At 66.4% G+C, this 16557-nt stretch carries 14 protein-coding genes and 1 pseudogene; 11 read left to right on the forward strand and 4 right to left on the reverse strand.

Features of this window, described 5'->3' with window-relative positions; translation table 11 throughout:
• Nucleotides 1-129 precede the first annotated feature (129 nt).
• Nucleotides 130-1113, forward strand: coding sequence for a ribonucleotide-diphosphate reductase subunit beta (locus ACYVDK_RS13075; RefSeq protein ID WP_460522413.1), 984 nt, complete (start codon nucleotides 130-132; stop codon nucleotides 1111-1113).
• Nucleotides 1114-1132: 19 nt separating this feature from the next.
• On the opposite strand, the gene yidC is transcribed toward ACYVDK_RS13075, so the two are convergent.
• The 3 genes from yidC to ACYVDK_RS13090 form a co-directional block, all read right to left on the reverse strand.
• Complete coding sequence (gene yidC, locus ACYVDK_RS13080) at nucleotides 1133-1873, reverse strand: membrane protein insertase YidC (RefSeq protein ID WP_460522415.1); 741 nt, start codon at nucleotides 1871-1873, stop codon at nucleotides 1133-1135.
• Nucleotides 1874-1963: 90 nt separating this feature from the next.
• A complete protein-coding gene (locus tag ACYVDK_RS13085) occupies nucleotides 1964-2245 on the reverse strand; it encodes a hypothetical protein (protein WP_460522417.1) in 282 nt (93 codons plus the stop codon).
• A 20-nt stretch (nucleotides 2246-2265) separates the two neighbouring features.
• On the reverse strand, nucleotides 2266-4392 hold the full coding sequence (locus ACYVDK_RS13090) for a DUF5107 domain-containing protein (protein ID WP_460522419.1): 2127 nt from the start codon (nucleotides 4390-4392) through the stop codon (nucleotides 2266-2268).
• 127 nt (nucleotides 4393-4519) lie between these two features.
• On the opposite strand from ACYVDK_RS13090, the pseudogene ACYVDK_RS13095 reads away from it, so the two are divergent.
• The 7 genes and pseudogenes from ACYVDK_RS13095 to ACYVDK_RS13125 all read left to right on the forward strand — a co-directional run.
• Nucleotides 4520-4837: pseudogene (locus tag ACYVDK_RS13095) on the forward strand (glutathione ABC transporter ATP-binding protein); the annotation flags it as partial.
• 151 nt (nucleotides 4838-4988) lie between these two features.
• On the forward strand, nucleotides 4989-5630 hold the full coding sequence (msuE, locus tag ACYVDK_RS13100; protein ID WP_460522421.1) for an FMN reductase: 642 nt from the start codon (nucleotides 4989-4991) through the stop codon (nucleotides 5628-5630).
• Nucleotides 5631-5876: 246 nt separating this feature from the next.
• Nucleotides 5877-6794 (forward strand): ABC transporter substrate-binding protein, encoded by a 918-nt coding sequence (locus ACYVDK_RS13105; RefSeq protein ID WP_460522424.1) that lies wholly within the window; start codon nucleotides 5877-5879, stop codon nucleotides 6792-6794.
• Nucleotides 6795-6798: 4 nt separating this feature from the next.
• Nucleotides 6799-7812, forward strand: a complete 1014-nt coding sequence (locus tag ACYVDK_RS13110; protein ID WP_460522426.1) for an amino acid ABC transporter permease — start codon at nucleotides 6799-6801, stop codon at nucleotides 7810-7812.
• A gap of 74 nt (nucleotides 7813-7886) precedes the next feature.
• Nucleotides 7887-8639 (forward strand): amino acid ABC transporter ATP-binding protein, encoded by a 753-nt coding sequence (locus ACYVDK_RS13115; RefSeq protein WP_460522444.1) that lies wholly within the window; start codon nucleotides 7887-7889, stop codon nucleotides 8637-8639.
• Nucleotides 8640-8874: 235 nt separating this feature from the next.
• Nucleotides 8875-9297: a PadR family transcriptional regulator gene (locus tag ACYVDK_RS13120; RefSeq protein ID WP_460522427.1), complete on the forward strand. Its 423-nt coding sequence runs from the start codon at nucleotides 8875-8877 to the stop codon at nucleotides 9295-9297.
• 5 nt (nucleotides 9298-9302) lie between these two features.
• On the forward strand, nucleotides 9303-11024 hold the full coding sequence (locus ACYVDK_RS13125) for an ABC1 kinase family protein (RefSeq protein WP_460522429.1): 1722 nt from the start codon (nucleotides 9303-9305) through the stop codon (nucleotides 11022-11024).
• Nucleotides 11025-11185: 161 nt separating this feature from the next.
• Here ACYVDK_RS13125 and arfA read toward each other — a convergent pair whose 3' ends face one another.
• Nucleotides 11186-12727 (reverse strand): alpha-N-arabinofuranosidase, encoded by a 1542-nt coding sequence (arfA, locus tag ACYVDK_RS13130; protein WP_460522431.1) that lies wholly within the window; start codon nucleotides 12725-12727, stop codon nucleotides 11186-11188.
• A 433-nt stretch (nucleotides 12728-13160) separates the two neighbouring features.
• On the opposite strand from arfA, the gene ACYVDK_RS13135 reads away from it, so the two are divergent.
• From ACYVDK_RS13135 to ACYVDK_RS13145, 3 genes are read left to right on the forward strand one after another with little or no spacing between them, the layout of a single operon-like run.
• Nucleotides 13161-14513, forward strand: coding sequence for a type 2 periplasmic-binding domain-containing protein (locus ACYVDK_RS13135; RefSeq protein ID WP_460522433.1), 1353 nt, complete (start codon nucleotides 13161-13163; stop codon nucleotides 14511-14513).
• Between the two features lie 46 nt (nucleotides 14514-14559).
• Nucleotides 14560-15513, forward strand: coding sequence for a carbohydrate ABC transporter permease (locus ACYVDK_RS13140; RefSeq protein WP_460522435.1), 954 nt, complete (start codon nucleotides 14560-14562; stop codon nucleotides 15511-15513).
• Between the two features lies 1 nt (nucleotide 15514).
• The gene (locus ACYVDK_RS13145; RefSeq protein WP_460522437.1) at nucleotides 15515-16420 is read left to right on the forward strand and encodes a carbohydrate ABC transporter permease; all 906 of its coding nucleotides are present in this window, start codon (nucleotides 15515-15517) and stop codon (nucleotides 16418-16420) included.
• The last annotated feature ends 137 nt before the right edge of the window (nucleotides 16421-16557 follow it).

The following is a 16557-nucleotide window of genomic DNA, read 5'->3' on the forward strand; positions in this document are numbered from 1 at the left end:
GGTCGGCTGACGCTTCATCCGCCTGTTGAGCCTGTCGAAACCAGCACGTGCGGCGGCTCGGTTTCGACGAGCTCAACCAGCGGGTATTCGACCCGAACACACCACCCGAAGAACGAATCGAGAGAAGAAATGGGAATCCTGGGTACCGGCATCGAAGAGGGCTTGCTGCTGAAGCCGGTGAAGTACCAGTGGGCGATGGACTTGTACGACCAGGCCGTTGCCAACACCTGGTTCCCGAACGAGGTGCAGCTGGGCGAAGACATCGCCGACTTCAAGAAGATGACAGATGAGGAGCGTCACGCGGTGACGTTCCTGGTCAGCTACTTCAACCCGAACGAGCTGCTCGTGAACAAGGCGCTCGCGTTCGGCGTCTACCCGTACCTCAACGCCGCGGAAGCGCACATGTATCTCGCGAAGCAGATGTGGGAGGAGGCCAACCACTCGATGTCGTTCGAGTACGTGCTCGAGACGTTCCCGATCGATCGCGAAGAGGCCTACGGCTCGCACGTCGAGGTTCCGTCGATGGCGCGCAAGGAGGAATTCGAGGTCAGGTACATCCGGCGCATGCTGGAGCAGAAGCTCGACATCACCACAACCGAGGGCAAGCAGGACTTCATCCGCAACCTGGTGGCGTACAACATCATCCTGGAGGGCATCTGGTTCTACTCGGGGTTCATGGTGGCGCTCTCGTTCCGGCAGCGGAATCTGCTGCGCAACTTCGGGTCGCTCATCGACTGGATCGTGCGCGACGAGTCGCTGCACCTGAAGTTCGGCATGAACCTGATCCTCACCGTGCTGGAGGAGAACCCCGACCTGCAGACGCCCGAGTTCGCCGCTGAAATCAAGCAGATGATCCTGGATGCCGTTCAGATGGAGGAGCAGTACAACAACGACCTGCTGCCCGGTGGCATTCTCGGGTTGAACGCGAACTACATCAACCAGTACGTGAAGTACCTCGCCGACCGTCGGCTCGAGGAGCTCGGGTTCGGCACGGAGTACAACGTGACGAACCCGGCGAAGTGGATGGCTGCGGCCAACGACACCCTCGAGCTCGTGAACTTCTTCGAGTCGATCAACACGTCGTACGAGTCCAACGCGAAAGCCAGCAGCTGACACCGGCGAGCTCGTGCCGTCAGGTCGCGAGGTAGCGGCGCACGGCGATCGTGCGTTCGACGCTCGTCCATGACATCGACACCACAAGGTAAACGGATGCCGCTGCCGGCGCGATCGCCGCGAACACGACGCTGAGCAGCGGAAGCCAGCTGAGCGCTCGCGCAAGACGTGCGGGCTCTGGCGCTTCCGGGTCGATCCGGTGAGCGGAAAGCGCGGCGAGCTGCCGTGATGCCGCGGTGACGGTCGCGATTGCCGCCAACAACGCCAGCGGCAGGGCCAGTTGCGTGAAGGCGCCCGCTACGACCAGCTGAGCGAAGGATGCACCGAGCGGCGTCCCGAGAACCGTGTGCGCGAGCAGCGCATTGGCGTGGCCTGCCACGGTCGCTCTGGTGAAGACGCCGTACACGACGGAGATGACGGGGATCTGCAGCATCGTCGGCAGCACGCCGGCGAACGGTGACACGCCTTCGGCTGCGTACAGTTCCTGCGTCTTGCGGGCGAGAGTAGCGGCGTCTTGGCGATGCCGGCGCTGCAGTTCCCGAAGCCGCGGCGCGAGGCGGCCCCGCGCGACTTGCGCACGAGCATTGGCGAGGCCGATGGGCAGCAATGCGGCGCGCACCGCGATCGTGACGAGCGCGATCGCCGCCAGCGCGGCCACGCCGGTCGGCAGGAGCGCCGCGAACGAGCTCGTCAAGCCGGAGATGAGTGCGGCGGCACCGTCGAGCACCGCGGCGAAGGGCGGAAAGGCATAGGGGTCCATGAACGTGAGTCCTCGAGGTCTCGTGTGATCGGTCGGTGAACGCGGAAGCGGACGCCGACACCAGCCGAGGAGCTCAGCCGCCGGGCGCCGCTACGACGTCGCCGACGGTGGTCGCGCACGCATGAGGGCGCGGGCATCCGTGTGCGTCGGTGTCGCGGCCGCCGTGGCACCGAGCCATGCCGCTCGCGCGGCGGCGAGGCGAATCGGGCGCTGTCCAGAGGCGCCACGAGCCAGTACGCCGATCGCGGCCAGCATCAGAACGGCCATCGTCCCGACCGCGACCAGCACGCCCCCGGATGCCGTCTGTGCCGCATCGAGCCCGGCGACCGCGACGAGCGCAATCAGCAGCACGGGCATCAAGCGACGAAGCATGCGGTGATGGTATCGCGGACTCACTCTGGAACGTGCATGCGGAAGTCGTACGACTCGGGCGGCGGGAATTCGCGCATGGCGCGCTCGCGCACGGCATCCGTCACCTCGACACTGTCGCGTTCCGCAACGCGGGCCGCCTGATAGTGGGCCCACAGTCCGTCGAGCGAGGTCTCACCCTCTTTGAGGTCGGCGATCTCGATGCCTTCATCGAGGAGGCGTCCGCAGCGAGCGAGGTCGCCCAGGGCGAGGGAGGCCGCGGCCTCGGCGTAACGGATGCGTCCGTCGGCCCGTTGCGAGGCGTCGAGTGACTCGATGAGCGCCAGAGCTTCGGGGGCGTGACCGTTGTCGAGCAGCTGGCGCAGCGCTTCGATGCTCAGCGGGAGCAGGCGGGGGAGCAGTGCGCGTGCCTTCGTGTACGCAACCGTCGCAGCGGCCACGTCACCGTCCCTCGTCGCCGCGACAGCGAGACTGCGCCACGCCCAGCCGTTGTCGGTCAGCGCCACGGATGCCCGCCACGCCTCGACCGCAGCGCCCCACCGCCCCTGCGCGGCAGCCAGCACGCCTTCGTGCAGCAGCGCCGTCCAGCCCGACCCGGTCGCCACGATCGGCTCCCACGCGGGGTCGGCATGGTACGAGAGCGGCCCGACGGCGAGGTCGGCCTCCGCAGCAGAGGGCGCCTCCGCCACGGGATTCGCGTCCGGCGAATGCTCGGCCCCGGTGGCCTCAGCATTGTCGGTCGGCTCAGTGGGCTCAGCGGCCTCAGCGACGGCGTAATGCTCGAGCGCGTCGACCCACCAGGACTGCTCGGGGCCGAGATCGCCGGCCGGGAACGGCGTATCGGCGGTCGACAACGCCGGCTCGCCCGCGTGCTCGCGCCTGGCATCCTCCAGTGCACCCCAACCGGATGCCCGCTGCAGCACTTCAACCAGCTCGTCGTCGCGCGCGTCACGGCCCTCTTCGCGCGCCAGCACCTCTGCCGCCCCGCAACGTGTGATGGCCTCACCGGCCGCGGCGACCGCCTCCTGCCACGGGCCGTGTGCGGCTGCGCCGTCCGCCTCCGCGAGCCCGTACACCTCGCTCCAGCGCCACGTCTCACCCGCGGGCATGGGCAGATGCTCGAGCTGGGTGCGAGCGAGCCCTGCCTGGATCTCCAGATACGGATGATCGCCCTCGGTGAGCCAGCGCTGCCAGTGCCTGCTGCCCTGCGCCGTGCCCCACAGGAAGAGCTTGCGGCCGCGAAGGCGCGCGGTCGACGCCTGAAAGAGCCCCTTGCCGTCTGCGTCGAGCGCGGCGATCCATGGCATCGGCGCTCGGTCCAGCTCGAAGAAGTAGTCGGCGGCGTCGCGCGAGCGCGCCGTGTAGCTGCGGTCGACGCCGTCCGCGTAGGCGTCCGGGAACGGCACGGTCGAGAGGGTTCCCTCGTAGCCGAACCGATAGGCGGAGCCGGCCGGCGCTAGCACGCGCACGTCCTCGCCCTCGGGCACCGCGATGTTCGACCACCAATACACCGGCACCTCGGTGTCGCGCGGATTGCGGATGCTCACCGACACGACGAGCAGGGGAGCATCCTCCGCCAGCGACGCGTCGATGCTGACCACGAGCCCGCGCATCCGCTCGTACTCGTACATGCGCAGCGCCTCGGTGCCATCGCCGCGGCGCACGCGCACCGCGTGTACCGCAGCGCAGGTCAAGGGCCAATGCCCGGTCGTGCCGAGATTCCATTCCACACCGCCGGCGAACCACGCGTTGCGAAGCGCCAGGTTCGCCGGCCGGAAAACCGGGTTGCGGTGCAGCAGCTCGCGTCCGGTCCGCTTGTCCACGAGCGACCAGAGGCGGCCGCCGAGGTCGAGCAGGAACTCGGCCCGCATCATCGAGTTCTCCAGCACCGCCACAGGATGCGCCGCCTCGCGCAGCTCTCGTGAGTAGCCGTCCTGCATCAGGTACGGCAGCACCGTCTCGACCTTGCCGTAGCCGAGGCCGAACCTCAGCTCGTCGTCGACGTCATCGGCGCCGACGACCTTGTGAAGGTCTCCGGAATCCGCGATGGGCGGCAACGGGTTCACGACACCGAGGTCGCCGGACGGCATCACGAGTTCGCGCACCGAAAGAGTGGAGGAGAGCGAGGCTGAAGAAGTCTGCTGATTCATCGTGGCCAATGTTCGCAGATGACGCGGGAATCCCGAACCTCGCGCTGGATCGTTGCACAAACACGCACTGCCGTGCGCCTTTCCTGCTCCGTGCGTTTCCATCGAATAACGATCGTGCGGCCGGTCCCTGATAGCGGACGAGCCGACCAGTGCGCTCGACGTGTCGGTGCAGCAGAAGGTGCTCGAGGTGTTCGCCGATCTGCAGAGGGAGTTCGGCTTCGCGTGCCTGTTCATCAGCCACGACCTCGCAGTGGTCGACATCGTCGCCGACCGCATCGCGGTGATGCATCACGGTCGTCTGGTGGAAGAGGGAACGGGCGAACAGGTGCTGTCGGCGCCGCAGGATGCCTACACGAAGCGGCTGCTCGCATCCTTGCCGGTTCCCGACCCTGTGCAACAGGCGAAGCGACGGGAGCAGCTGCAGGAGCTCGTCGCGGGGCCGTAGCGATCATCTCGTGCGTGTCGTCGTGTGACGCGGCCTTCTGCGGGTCGCGCCGCAGCCGCCTATCGTCGATAGGACATCCAGTGCCGAGAGCCCGGACGCCGTGGATGCCCGGCCGGGGCATGGACGTCTTCCCGACGAGAGGAGAGAGCGCATGACCGAGCAGCTTCGAGTCGTCGCCGTCTCCGGCAGCCTGCACAACCCGTCGAAGACCGACGTGCTCATCGACGAGGTCCTCCGACAGCTCGGCGAAGAACTGCCCGTGACGGCGCACGTCATTCGCATCACGAACGTCGGCCCGCAGTTCGCGGGCGTGCTCGAGCGCGTGCAACTGCCGCGTTCGGTCGAGGACGAGCTGCGTCGGGTCGAGTCCGCTGATCTGCTGGTGGTCGCCTCCCCGGTGTACCGGGCATCGTTCACCGGCCTTTTCAAGCACTTCTTCGACTTCGTCGACCAGTACGCCCTCGTCGACACACCGGTGCTGCTGGCGGCGACCGGCGGGAGCGAGCGGCACTCGCTCATCGTCGAGCACCAGCTGCGTCCGCTGTTCGGGTTCTTCCAGGCGCTGACCTTGCCGGTCGGCGTGTATGCGCACGAGTCCGACTTCGACGGTTATCGCATCGACTCGCCGCTTCTGGTGGAGCGCATCAAGACCTCCATCCGGCGCGGACTGCCGCTCATCACCTCGAGCGTGCACGAGAAGCGCCGCATCCGGCAGTCGCTCGAGACGGGGGAGCGGGTCGACGCGAGCGTCGTGCCGAATGGGCCGCAGCGCCCCGTTCGCCTCTTCACCTGACCGCCATCGCGCACGCCGGCGCGAGGTCAGCGATGCGTCATGCCGACCCGTCCGGTCCACCGGACAGGTGAAAACGTCCGCCGACAGGCGGCACAGTATTGTTTGCGAGGCGTCACGACCTGATCGACTTCCGATCAGGCGACCGAACTTACGTAGACTCTCGTCAGTCAGTCGTCTCCTCGGGCGGTCCCGTCGACGTTCACACAGCACACGTCGCGCCTCAAGGACGAGGAAAGGTACATCCACATGCGAATTCGATATGCGCTCCCGGTGGTCGCCGTGGCCACGGCGCTCCTGCTCACCGGATGCGTGAACAACACCGGTTCCGGCGGCTCCGGCTCGGGGTCCACCGGATCGGCTGCATCCAACCCGTACGGCGTGAAGAAGGACGACGCGCTCGCCAAGACGCTGCCGTCCACGATCGCGAAGGCCGGCCAGATCACGGTCGGCGTCGACGCGACGTACGCGCCGAACGAGTACAAGGACGCGAACGGCAAGCCGATCGGTTGGGACATCGACCTTGCGAACGCGATCGGCGCCAAGCTCGGCGTCAAGATGAACTACACGATCGCCAAGTTCGACAACATCATCCCGAGCATCACCGGCGGCCGCTACGACATCGGCGTCTCCTCCTTCACCGACACCACCGAGCGCGAGAAGCAGGTGGACTTCGTCAACTACTACAACGCGGGCATCCTGTGGGCGTCGCTGAAGGGCAAGACCGTCGACCCCGACAACGCGTGCGGGCTCAAAGTCGCCGTCGAGGCCGGCACCTACGAGGACACCGACGAGGTCCCTGCCAAGTCGAAGGCGTGCACGGATGCCGGCAAGCCTGCCATCCAGGTGCTCAAGTATGACGGACAGGATCAGGCGACCAACGCCTTGGTCCTCGGACAGGTGGACGCCATGAGCGCCGACTCCCCGATCACGGAGTACGCGATCAGCAAGCAGTCGGGCAAGATCGAGAAGGCCGGCAAGACGTTCGACATCGCACCGTACGGCATCGCCGTCGACAAGGGCGCGCCGCTCACGAAGGTGATCCAGAAGACGCTGCAATCGCTGGTCGACGACGGCACCTACGACAAGATCCTGAACAAGTGGGGCGTCGACGACGGCGCTGTGAAGACGATCGAGGTCAACGCGGCGTCGAAGGCGTCGTCGTAGGCCGATGAGCGATTCGCATCGCGGTGGCGAGGCGGACGGAACCCCGTCCGCCTCGCCGCGCACTCCGATGACGGCGGGCATCGCCGAGCCCGCAGGGCAGCCGGAGGCGATCAGGGCGGTCAAGCTGCGGCATCCGTGGCGCATCGCGATCGCCGTCATCCTCGTCGTGCTGCTCGTGCTGTTCATACTCGATGCCGCGCAGCGCAAGGCGTTCGGGTGGGCGGAAGTCGGCAAGTACCTGTTCGACGTCCGCATCAGCCAGGCGGCACTCATCACCCTCGAGCTCACCGTCTACTCGATGATCATCGGCATCATCCTCGGGCTCGTCCTCGCCGTCATGCGGCTCTCGCCGAATCCGGTGCTGAAGGCCGTCGCGTGGCTCTACCTGTGGATCTTCCGCGGCACCCCGGTCTACGTGCAGCTGGTGTTCTGGGGCCTCATCACGCTCATCTACAACACGTTCGTGGTCGGCATCCCGTTCGTGCACACCTGGGCGACCATCCCGATCACGTGGGTGCCGCCGCTGTTCTTCATCTCGGTTGTAGGGCTTTCGCTCAACGAGGCGGCCTACATGGCCGAGATCGTGCGTGCCGGTCTGCTGTCCGTCGACCCCGGCCAGGAGGAGGCGGCGAAGGCGCTCGGCATGTCGTGGGGGATGACCATGCGGCGCGTCGTCATCCCGCAGTCGATGCGCGTCATCATCCCGCCGACCGGCAACGAGGTGATCTCGATGCTGAAGACCACCACCCTGGTCGCCGCCGTGCCGTTCACGCTCGACCTGTTCGGGCGATCGCGCGACATCTCGGCCGAGACGTTCACGCCGATCCCGCTGCTCATCGTGGCGTCGCTCTGGTACCTGTTCTTCACCTCGATCCTGATGATCGGGCAGTACTTCCTCGAGAAGCGCTTCGCTCGTGGCACCGGTCGCGGCAGACCGACGATCGGCATCGCGGATGCCGGAGCGAACGCATCCGGAGCAGTCGCAGGCGTCGGCATCGACATCGGAGGAAAGGGATGAGCGACGCGGCGAGCGAGGCGACCACACGCGCCGACGCGGAGGCCTCCAGCGCGCAGGCACAGGCATCCGTTCCGATGGTGGACGCGATAGCGGTCTCCAAGAGCTTCGGCAGCAACGAGGTGCTGAAGTCGATCACGCTGAACGTGCGGCGCGGCGAGGTGATGTGCGTCATCGGGCCGAGCGGCTCGGGCAAGTCAACGTTCCTGCGCTGCATCAACCACCTGGAGCGCATCGATGCCGGCCGCCTCTACGTCGACGGTGGACTCGTCGGATACCGGCAGAAGGGCGACAAGCTCTACGAGCTCAAGCCCGGCGAGGCGGCGCTGCAGCGACGCGACATCGGCATGGTCTTCCAGCACTTCAACCTGTTCCCGCACATGACGGCGCTGGAGAACGTGACGGAGGCGCCGATGCGGGTGAAGGGCGTCCGCAAGCAGGATGCCGTTGCCCGGGGCCGCGAACTGCTCACCCGGGTGGGCCTCGCCGACCATGCCGGCCACTACCCGGCGCAACTCTCCGGCGGCCAGCAGCAGCGGGTCGCGATCGCCCGGGCCCTGGCCATGGAACCGAAGCTGATGCTCTTCGACGAGCCCACCAGTGCCCTCGACCCTGAGCTCGTGGGCGAGGTGCTCGATGTCATGCGGGGACTCGCGGAGAGCGGCATGACGATGGTCGTCGTGACGCACGAGATGGGTTTCGCGCGCGAAGTGGGCGACTCGCTCGTCTTCATGGACGGCGGTGTCATCGTCGAGTCCGGCGATCCCCGGCAGGTGCTCGCGAACCCCCAGCACGAGCGCACCAAGGCCTTTCTGTCGAAGGTTCTTTAGGTGTTGCGCAGACGCGCTCGGAATGTGGGGATACCCTGGGCGATATATCGCGATATATGTCGTGAAGTGGGTTGCACCTCGGGAGGTCATGATGGGCGGTTCGGCTACGAACGGTGTTTTCGGTGCGGGCGGAATGGGCGGACCCGGGTCAGGGCAACATCTCTTTGACGCGATCGACCAGTTGCGCTCGCTTGTCGTAGGACAGCGAGGAGGTCCGCGAGCAGCTCGGGGGGACGTGCGTCTCGCCGTGCTCGCACTTCTCGCCGAGAAGCCGATGCACGGCTATCAGATCATCGCCGAGATCGAGAAGCGCAGCGGCGGCGCGTGGAAGCCGAGCGCCGGCTCGGTGTACCCGACCCTGCAGCTCCTGGTCGACGAGGGGCTCCTCGCCCAGGAGGTAGTCGACGGTCGCAAGACGTACGCCTTGACCGAGACCGGGCGGGCGGAGACGGAGTCCTCCGCGGGAAAGGCAGCGCCCTGGGACACGTTCGGTACGCACGATCTGCTCGGCGTCGGCCCGCTGCCGAAGGCCGTCGTGGATCTGGCGCATGCGGCCGCACAGGTGCGGCGCACGGGAACGTCCGAGCAGGTGGAAGAAGCGGTCGCCGCGCTCGACGAGGCACGGCGCAAGCTCTACTCGATCCTCGCCCAGGGCTGAGACGGATGCCGCCGGCATCCGGATCGCGAGCGGCTCCGTCCACCGAGAACGGTGCCGCTCGCTCCCGCTACCGTCGCATTCTGCGGTTCGCGCTGCGCTACCTCGTGCAGACCTGGTGGTACGAGGTGTTCCTCGTGCGCATCGGGCTCGAGGGGGTCGCCGAACGGCGTAGGTCGGCCCGGATGACCGAAGTCGCCCGACGGTTCCACCTGCTCGCCGTCGAGTTGGGCGGGCTTATGATCAAGGTGGGCCAGTTCCTTTCGTCGCGGCTCGACGTGCTTCCACCGGAGATCACCGCGGAACTGGCCGGGCTTCAAGACGAGGTGCCGCCGGCATCCTTCGACGCGATCCGTGGGCTGGCGGAGGTCGAGCTGGGAGTTCCGCTCGAGGCGGCATACTCGTGGTTCGGTGCCGAGGCGGTGGCGGCGGCCTCGCTCGGGCAGGCGCATCCCGCTCGCCTCGTGGAGTGGGACGCCGTCGAGACGGGCATCGATCGCGTGGTCGTGAAGGTGCAGCGACCAGGCATCCAGACCATTGTCGATGTGGACCTCGCCGCGCTTCGCCGGGTCGCTGGATGGCTCGGCCGCTTGCGCATCGTTTCCGAGCACGTCGACCCTCGTGCACTGGTCGCAGAATTCGCGAAGACGAGCCTCGAGGAGATCGACTATCTGCACGAGGCGGTCGGCGCCGAACGGTTCGCCGCGATGTTCGCCGACGACCCGCGGGTGAACGTGCCCGACGTGGTGTGGGAACGAACGACGCGCCGCGTGCTCACGCTCTCGGATGTCTCGGCCATCAAGATCAACGACGTCGACGGTCTGCGTGCGGCAGGCATCGACCCATCGGAGGTGGCTGCGGTATTCGCCGAGGTCATGTTCGAGCAGCTCTTCGGTCACGGCTACTTCCACGCTGATCCGCATCCGGGCAACGTCTTCGTAACGCCCGTGGCGCACGCCGGCACCGGGCCTGACTGGCGGCTCACGTTCGTCGATTTCGGCATGATGGGCGAGGTCACCGACGAGCTGCGCGATGGTCTGAGGCGGCTGCTCATCGCGGTCGCTTCGCGCGATGGCCGAGGTCTGATCGCGAGCATCCAGGAGGTCGGCATCCTGTTGCCGACAGCCGACACCGCGGAGCTGGAGCGGGCGATGGCCCGGCTGTTCGACCGGTTCGGCGGCATGGGGTTCGCGCAGTTGCGCAAGGTGGATCAACGCGAGTTCCGTGATTTCGGCCAGGAGTTCGGCGCGGTGGTGCGCTCTCTTCCGTTCCAGCTGCCGGGGAACTTCCTGCTCGTCATCCGCGCAATGTCGCTCACCTCGGGCGTCTGCAGTTCGTTGGATCCCGAATTCAACATCTGGAACGCCATCGAGCCGTTCGCGACCAGGCTGATGCGCGAGGAGAGCGGCAACCTCGTGCGCTCGGTCGGACGGGAGGCGCTCGCCGCCGCCGGGATAGTGCTGCGGCTTCCGCAGCGCATCGATCAGTTGATCACCCGCATCGACGCCGGAACTGTCTCGGTGGCGACTCCCGCGATCGACCGTCGCCTGAGCCGCATCGAGCGTCTCATCCGCAGGGCTATCGGCGCCGTGGTGTTCGCCGCGTTCCTGGTGGGCGGAATCCTCTTGCTGCAGTTCCTCGTGCCGCTCGGCGTCGTGCTGATGTGCGTCTCGGTCGTTCCCCTCGCCTACGCGGTGCTGGCCGGGATGCCCCGAGCGCCCAGCCGCTGAGGTGGTTCTGCCGGGCCCATGCCGGCCACCCCACACCCCCACCTACCCCCGGATGAGACTAGGCGTATGGGCCGAGACTAGGTGCACAGCACCAGGTCTCGGCCCATACGCCTAGTCTCGCGATCGGCGGCCCCACCATCGGGCGGGCGGGTTCTGGAGCGCTACGCCTTCGCGACCTCCACCTCGACGACGGCCCACGAGAGTGCGGGGAGCGTGGCGCGTAGGGTTCCGCCTTCGGCGGTTACGTGGGTCAGCGGCTTGAGGCCGACCCGGTCCTGGTCGTGCTCGTTGTTCGTCGTGAAACGGTCGGCGCCCTCCGGCACCGTCAGCACCTCGGCGCGGGTGATGCGGCCTGCCTCGAACCCGCGCAGCGCCACGGTGACCTCCGCCGCCTCGTCGAGTCCGCGGTTGGCCAGGAAGAACGCGGCCCTGCCGTTCTCCTCGTCCCACGTCGCGCTCGCGTCCACGACGGCGGCGTCGCCGTACTTCGCCGTCTCGAAACGATCGCTCGTGGTGGACAACCGCAGGATCTCGCCCTTCGCCAGCTCCGACATCCTGGCGAACGGCCAGAAGATCGACTGACGCCAGGCCGGGCCGTTCTCCTCGCTGCGGATCGGCGCGATCACGTTCACCAGCTGTGCCTGATTGGCGATCGACACCCGGTCGCCGTGACGAAGCAGCGAGTTCAGCAGGGTGCCCACCACGACCGCATCCGTCACGTTGTACTCGTCTTCGATGATGCGCGGATGCTCGTGCCATCCACCGCGCGCCTCGATGGTCGCCGGCTGGTCGTCGCCCTCGCGAGCGGTGAGGTACCAGACGTTCCATTCGTCGAACGACAGGTTGATCTTCTTCGAGTGCTTGCCCTTGGCCTTGACCGCGTCGGCGGTGGCGATGACGCCTTCGATGAAGAGGTCCATGTCGACGCCGGAGGCCAGGAAACTGGCCGCATCGCCCTCCTTCTCCTCGTAGTAGGCGTGCAGTGAGATGTAGTCGACAACGTCATAGGTGTGGCCGAGAACGGTCTGCTCCCAGGAGCCGAACGTGGGCATGCCCCGGTTGGAGCTGCCGCTGGCGACGAGTTCGATCGACGGGTCGACCAGCCGCATGGCCTTGCCGGCCTCCTGGGCGAGCCGCCCGTATTCGTCGGCCGTCTTGTGGCCGATCTGCCACGGGCCGTCCATCTCGTTGCCCAGACACCACAGCTTGATTCCGAACGGCTCGGATGCCCCGTTCTCCCTGCGCAGGTCGCTCAGATAGGTGCCACCAGGGTGGTTTGCATACTCGACCAGCTCACGGGCCGCATCCACACCGCGGGTGCCGAGGTTGACGGCCTCCATGATCTCCACGTTCGCCCTCTTCGCCCAGTCGGCGAACTCGTGGAGGCCGAATGCGTTGGTCTCCACCGTGTGCCACGCGCCGTCCAGACGACGTGGGCGGCGGTCAGCGGGGCCGACGCCGTCTTCCCAGTTGTAGCCCGAGACGAAGTTGCCGCCAGGGTAACGCACGACGGTGACGCCGAGCTCCTTGACCAGCTCGAGCACGTCGAGGCGGTAGCCGTTCTCGTCCGCCTCGGGGTGCCCCGGCTCGTAGATGCCGGTGAAGACGCATCGGCCCATGTGCTCGACGAAGTTGCCGAAGATCCGCCTCGGAACGGGCCCGACTGTGAAGTCGCGGTCGACGGTGATGGTGGCGCGGGACATGGAACTCCTTTGTCGTTGTGCGTGCATCCGGGTGCGCGTCGTCTGTCGCTTGCGCGTTGTCAGCGTGAGCGGGCGGGTCAGCGGCTCGCAGACCAGCGCCCACATTACATCGTTGAACTGATGTGACGAAGCCCGTCCGGACGACAGTGCCGTGAATGGTGTGACGGTGTACCGCATACGAGGGGTGGGCTCGACGTCATGAGGGGTGGAACCGACGTTGCGAGGGGTGGAACCGAGGTGATGAGGGGTGGATTCGGGGGTCTGAGGGCCGAATTCGCACCGGAGCTCGCTCAGCCGTGATGAACGCGCCAGAATCCGGGGCTTGCGCTGCGGGATTCGGATGCTACCGTTACCACGTTGAAATGAGTGCTCGCGCTCTGGTTCACCCGCAACCGCCGCCGACGCGGCGCACGACAAGGAGGTCGTCAACGAGATGGCACGAAGCAGCACAGGCCTGAGTCGTCGGGCATTTCTCGCGGCCGGGCTCGGCGCCGCCACGGTACCGCTCCTTGCAGGATGCTCCAGCAACATCGGCACGACCGTCGCCGCCGGCCTGTTCGGAACCAGGCTCCCGACCTCGACGCTCGTGTACTGGAACCTCTTCGGCGGCGGCGACGGCACTCGCATGCAGACCATGGAGGCCGGCTACCGCGACAGGTACGGACCGGATTCGCTTCAGGCGACGACGTTCGCGTGGGGCAACCCGTACTACACGAAGGTCACGCTCGCCACGGTCGGCAACAAACCGCCGGACGTGGCGATCTCACATCTCACGCGCGCCAAGCCGCTCTGGGACGGAGGTCTGCTGGAGCCGATCACCGACGATGATCTGGCATCCGTGGGCCTCGCCGCCTCTGACTTCAGCACGCGGCCATGGAACGAGCAGCGCACCGACGGGCACAACATCGCGGTGCCGCTGGACACGCATCCGCTCGTCATGTTCTACAACGACGACGTCTGCCGGAAGGCCGGTCTGCTGGACTCGAACGGCACGCTGAAGAAGCTCGACAACATGAATGAGTTCGAGACGGCGCTTGCGGCGATCAGCAAGATCACCAAGGGCCCGGCGATGACGATCGCCAATGTGGCCGGGGAGACCGCGACCCCATGGCGTGTGTTCTGGACGTTCTACAACCAGCACTCTGCCGCCACCCCGTTCCTCTCCGACAACGGGTCGAAGCTCACCGTGAACGAGGATGTCTTCAACGACGTCACGAGCCGCCTGCAGTCCTGGGTGAAGAAGGGCTGGGTCAACCAGGGCCTCGACTATGCGACGGCGGAGTCGTACATGTTCACCGGCAAAGCGGGGCTCTACCTCGAAGGCGAGTGGGAGATCACGACCGCCCAGTCGGTGAAAGGACTGAAGTTCGGCATCGTTCCGGTACCCACGCTGTACGACAAGGCCGCCAGTCAGGCCGACTCGCACACGTTCGTGCTTCCGCGCAAGAACCGCACGCCCGAGCAGCGGCACCAGGCCATGCTGTTCATCAGGTCCATGCTCGATCAGAGCATGACCTGGGCGAAGGGCGGCCACATTCCCGCCTACCTGCCGGTGGCCACCAGTGCGGCCTACAAGGCGCTCAGCCCGCAGAACGACTACGCCTCCGCCGCAGAACACGCCGTGTACGACGATCCGGCGTGGTACGGCGGCTCCGGTTCGACGTTCGAGGGAATCGTCGGCGCGCAGCTCGGTCTCGTGCAGCAGCTCACGCTGTCGCCCCAGGAGGCCCTGCAAGCCATCAAGTCCCAGCTACGGGTCTACCTGAACACCCCCAGCCCGCTCTAGAACCCACCCTTCTCACTCGGCTCTTTCACTCGGAGGTACCACAGTCGTGACCACCGCAACCGCCGCCCGCCCCCGGCCCCGTGCCGCACGGGACACCGGCCTGACCTATCGTTCACCGCTGCAGCGCAAGGATGGCCGCAGCGCCTGGCTCTTCCTCGCCCCGTTCGGCATCTTCTACCTGGCATTCCTGCTCGGGCCCACCGTCTACATGCTCGTCATGAGCTTCTTCAACACCTCGATGGTGCGCACCGGGCTCGGATCGTTCGCCGGCTTCGCCAACTACGCGGAGATGCTGACCCGGCCGGACTTCTGGAGTTCGCTGCTGCACACGCTGCAGTTCACGCTCTACACGACGCCGCCGCTGGTCATCCTCGCCTTCGTCTTCGCCGTGCTGACCAACCGGTTCAACCGCGGTCAGTGGTTCTTCCGGCTGGCCTTCTTCCTGCCGTTCATCCTTCCCTCGGCGACGATCTCCCTGATCTGGGTGTTCGTCTTCACGCCGACCACCGGCCTGTGGGCGCTGGTGGAGACCTGGTTCGGCATCACACCGGGCTCCGGCGTGCTCTCGAGCCCGAACACGGCGATGATCGGGGTGGCGATCGCCACGGTCTGGTGGACGCTCGGGTTCAACTTCGTGCTCTACCTGGCGGGTCTCCAGGAGATCCCCCGCGAACTGTACGAGGCGGCGGCGGTCGACGGGGCGTCCGCGTGGTCGCAGATCCGCTACATCACCATCCCGATGCTCGGTCGCACCACAACACTGGTCGTGCTGCTGCAGATCATCGCCAGCCTGAAGATCTTCGACCAGGTGTACCTGATGACCGGCGGCGGACCCGGCATCTCGACACAGGTGTCACTGCAGCTCATCACCGGTACCGCCTTCACCGACAACCGGCTCGGAGCGGCATCCGCGGCGAGCGTGCTGTTGTTCATCGTGATCATCGTGATCGCGATCATCCGTCAGCTCACCGACCGTTCCGCGGCCAAGAAGGAGGCCTGACATGGCGATCTCGACCCCTCGCCCACGTCTCAAGTCGCCCGTTTCGGGTGCGGCTCCCGCACGTCAGACCGCGTCGTCGCGGGTGAGCGGGCGCACGTTCAACATCGTCGCCCTGATCGTGCTCATCGTCTTCGCGATCATCTGGCTGATCCCCAGCCTGTTCGCGTTGAAGACCTCGCTCACCGACAACGGAACGGCGGCTCTGGGCGCCTCGGCGATCCTGAGCGCGTGGAATCCGACCCTGGCGTCGTATGCGTCGTACTTCCAGTCCGGCGACATCTGGAACTGGTACATCGCCAGCGCCATCACCTCGGTGATCACGGCAGTGCTCACCGTCTTCTTCGCCTCGATGGCGGCGTTCGCGCTCTCGCGCCTCAAGTTCCGCGGATCGAACCTGGTGCTGCTGCTGATCATCCTCGGCATCATGATCCCCAGCCAGGTGCTCATCGTGCCGATCTTCCAGGAGCTGAACGCACTCAGCCTGCTGAACACGTACTGGTCGGTGATCTTCCCGCAGGTGCCAGCCGTGATCGCGGTGTTCATCTTCAAGCAGTTCTTCGACGGCATCCCGCGCGAACTCGAAGAGGCCGCGCGCATCGACGGGGCGAACCGGTGGAAGATCTACTGGTCGGTGATCATGCCGCTGTCGCGGCCGGTGATCGCCGCCGTGACCATCCTCACGTTCGTCGGCGTGTGGAACAATCTGCTGCTGCCGCTGTTCGTGCTCTCGAACCCCAACCTGATGACGATCCCGGTGGGACTCGCCACAGTGCAGGGCAGCTTCGGGCAGCGGTATGCGGACATCCAGGCCGGCGCGATTCTCGCGGCCCTGCCGCTGATCATCCTGTACCTGATCTTCCAGCGACGCATCGTGGAAGGCGTGACCGGAAGCGGCCTGAAAGGGTGAACGGCTCTACCGTCGTTTGAGTTCTACCGTCGGTTGAGCTCACCCGTCGGTTGAGCTTGTCGAAACCGGGGTCTGCTGCACGGATAGGTGACAGGTTGGTTATGCGGCCAGTGCGGCCGGTGTGTTCATCATGACTT

Source organism: Humibacter antri, assembly GCF_054777235.1.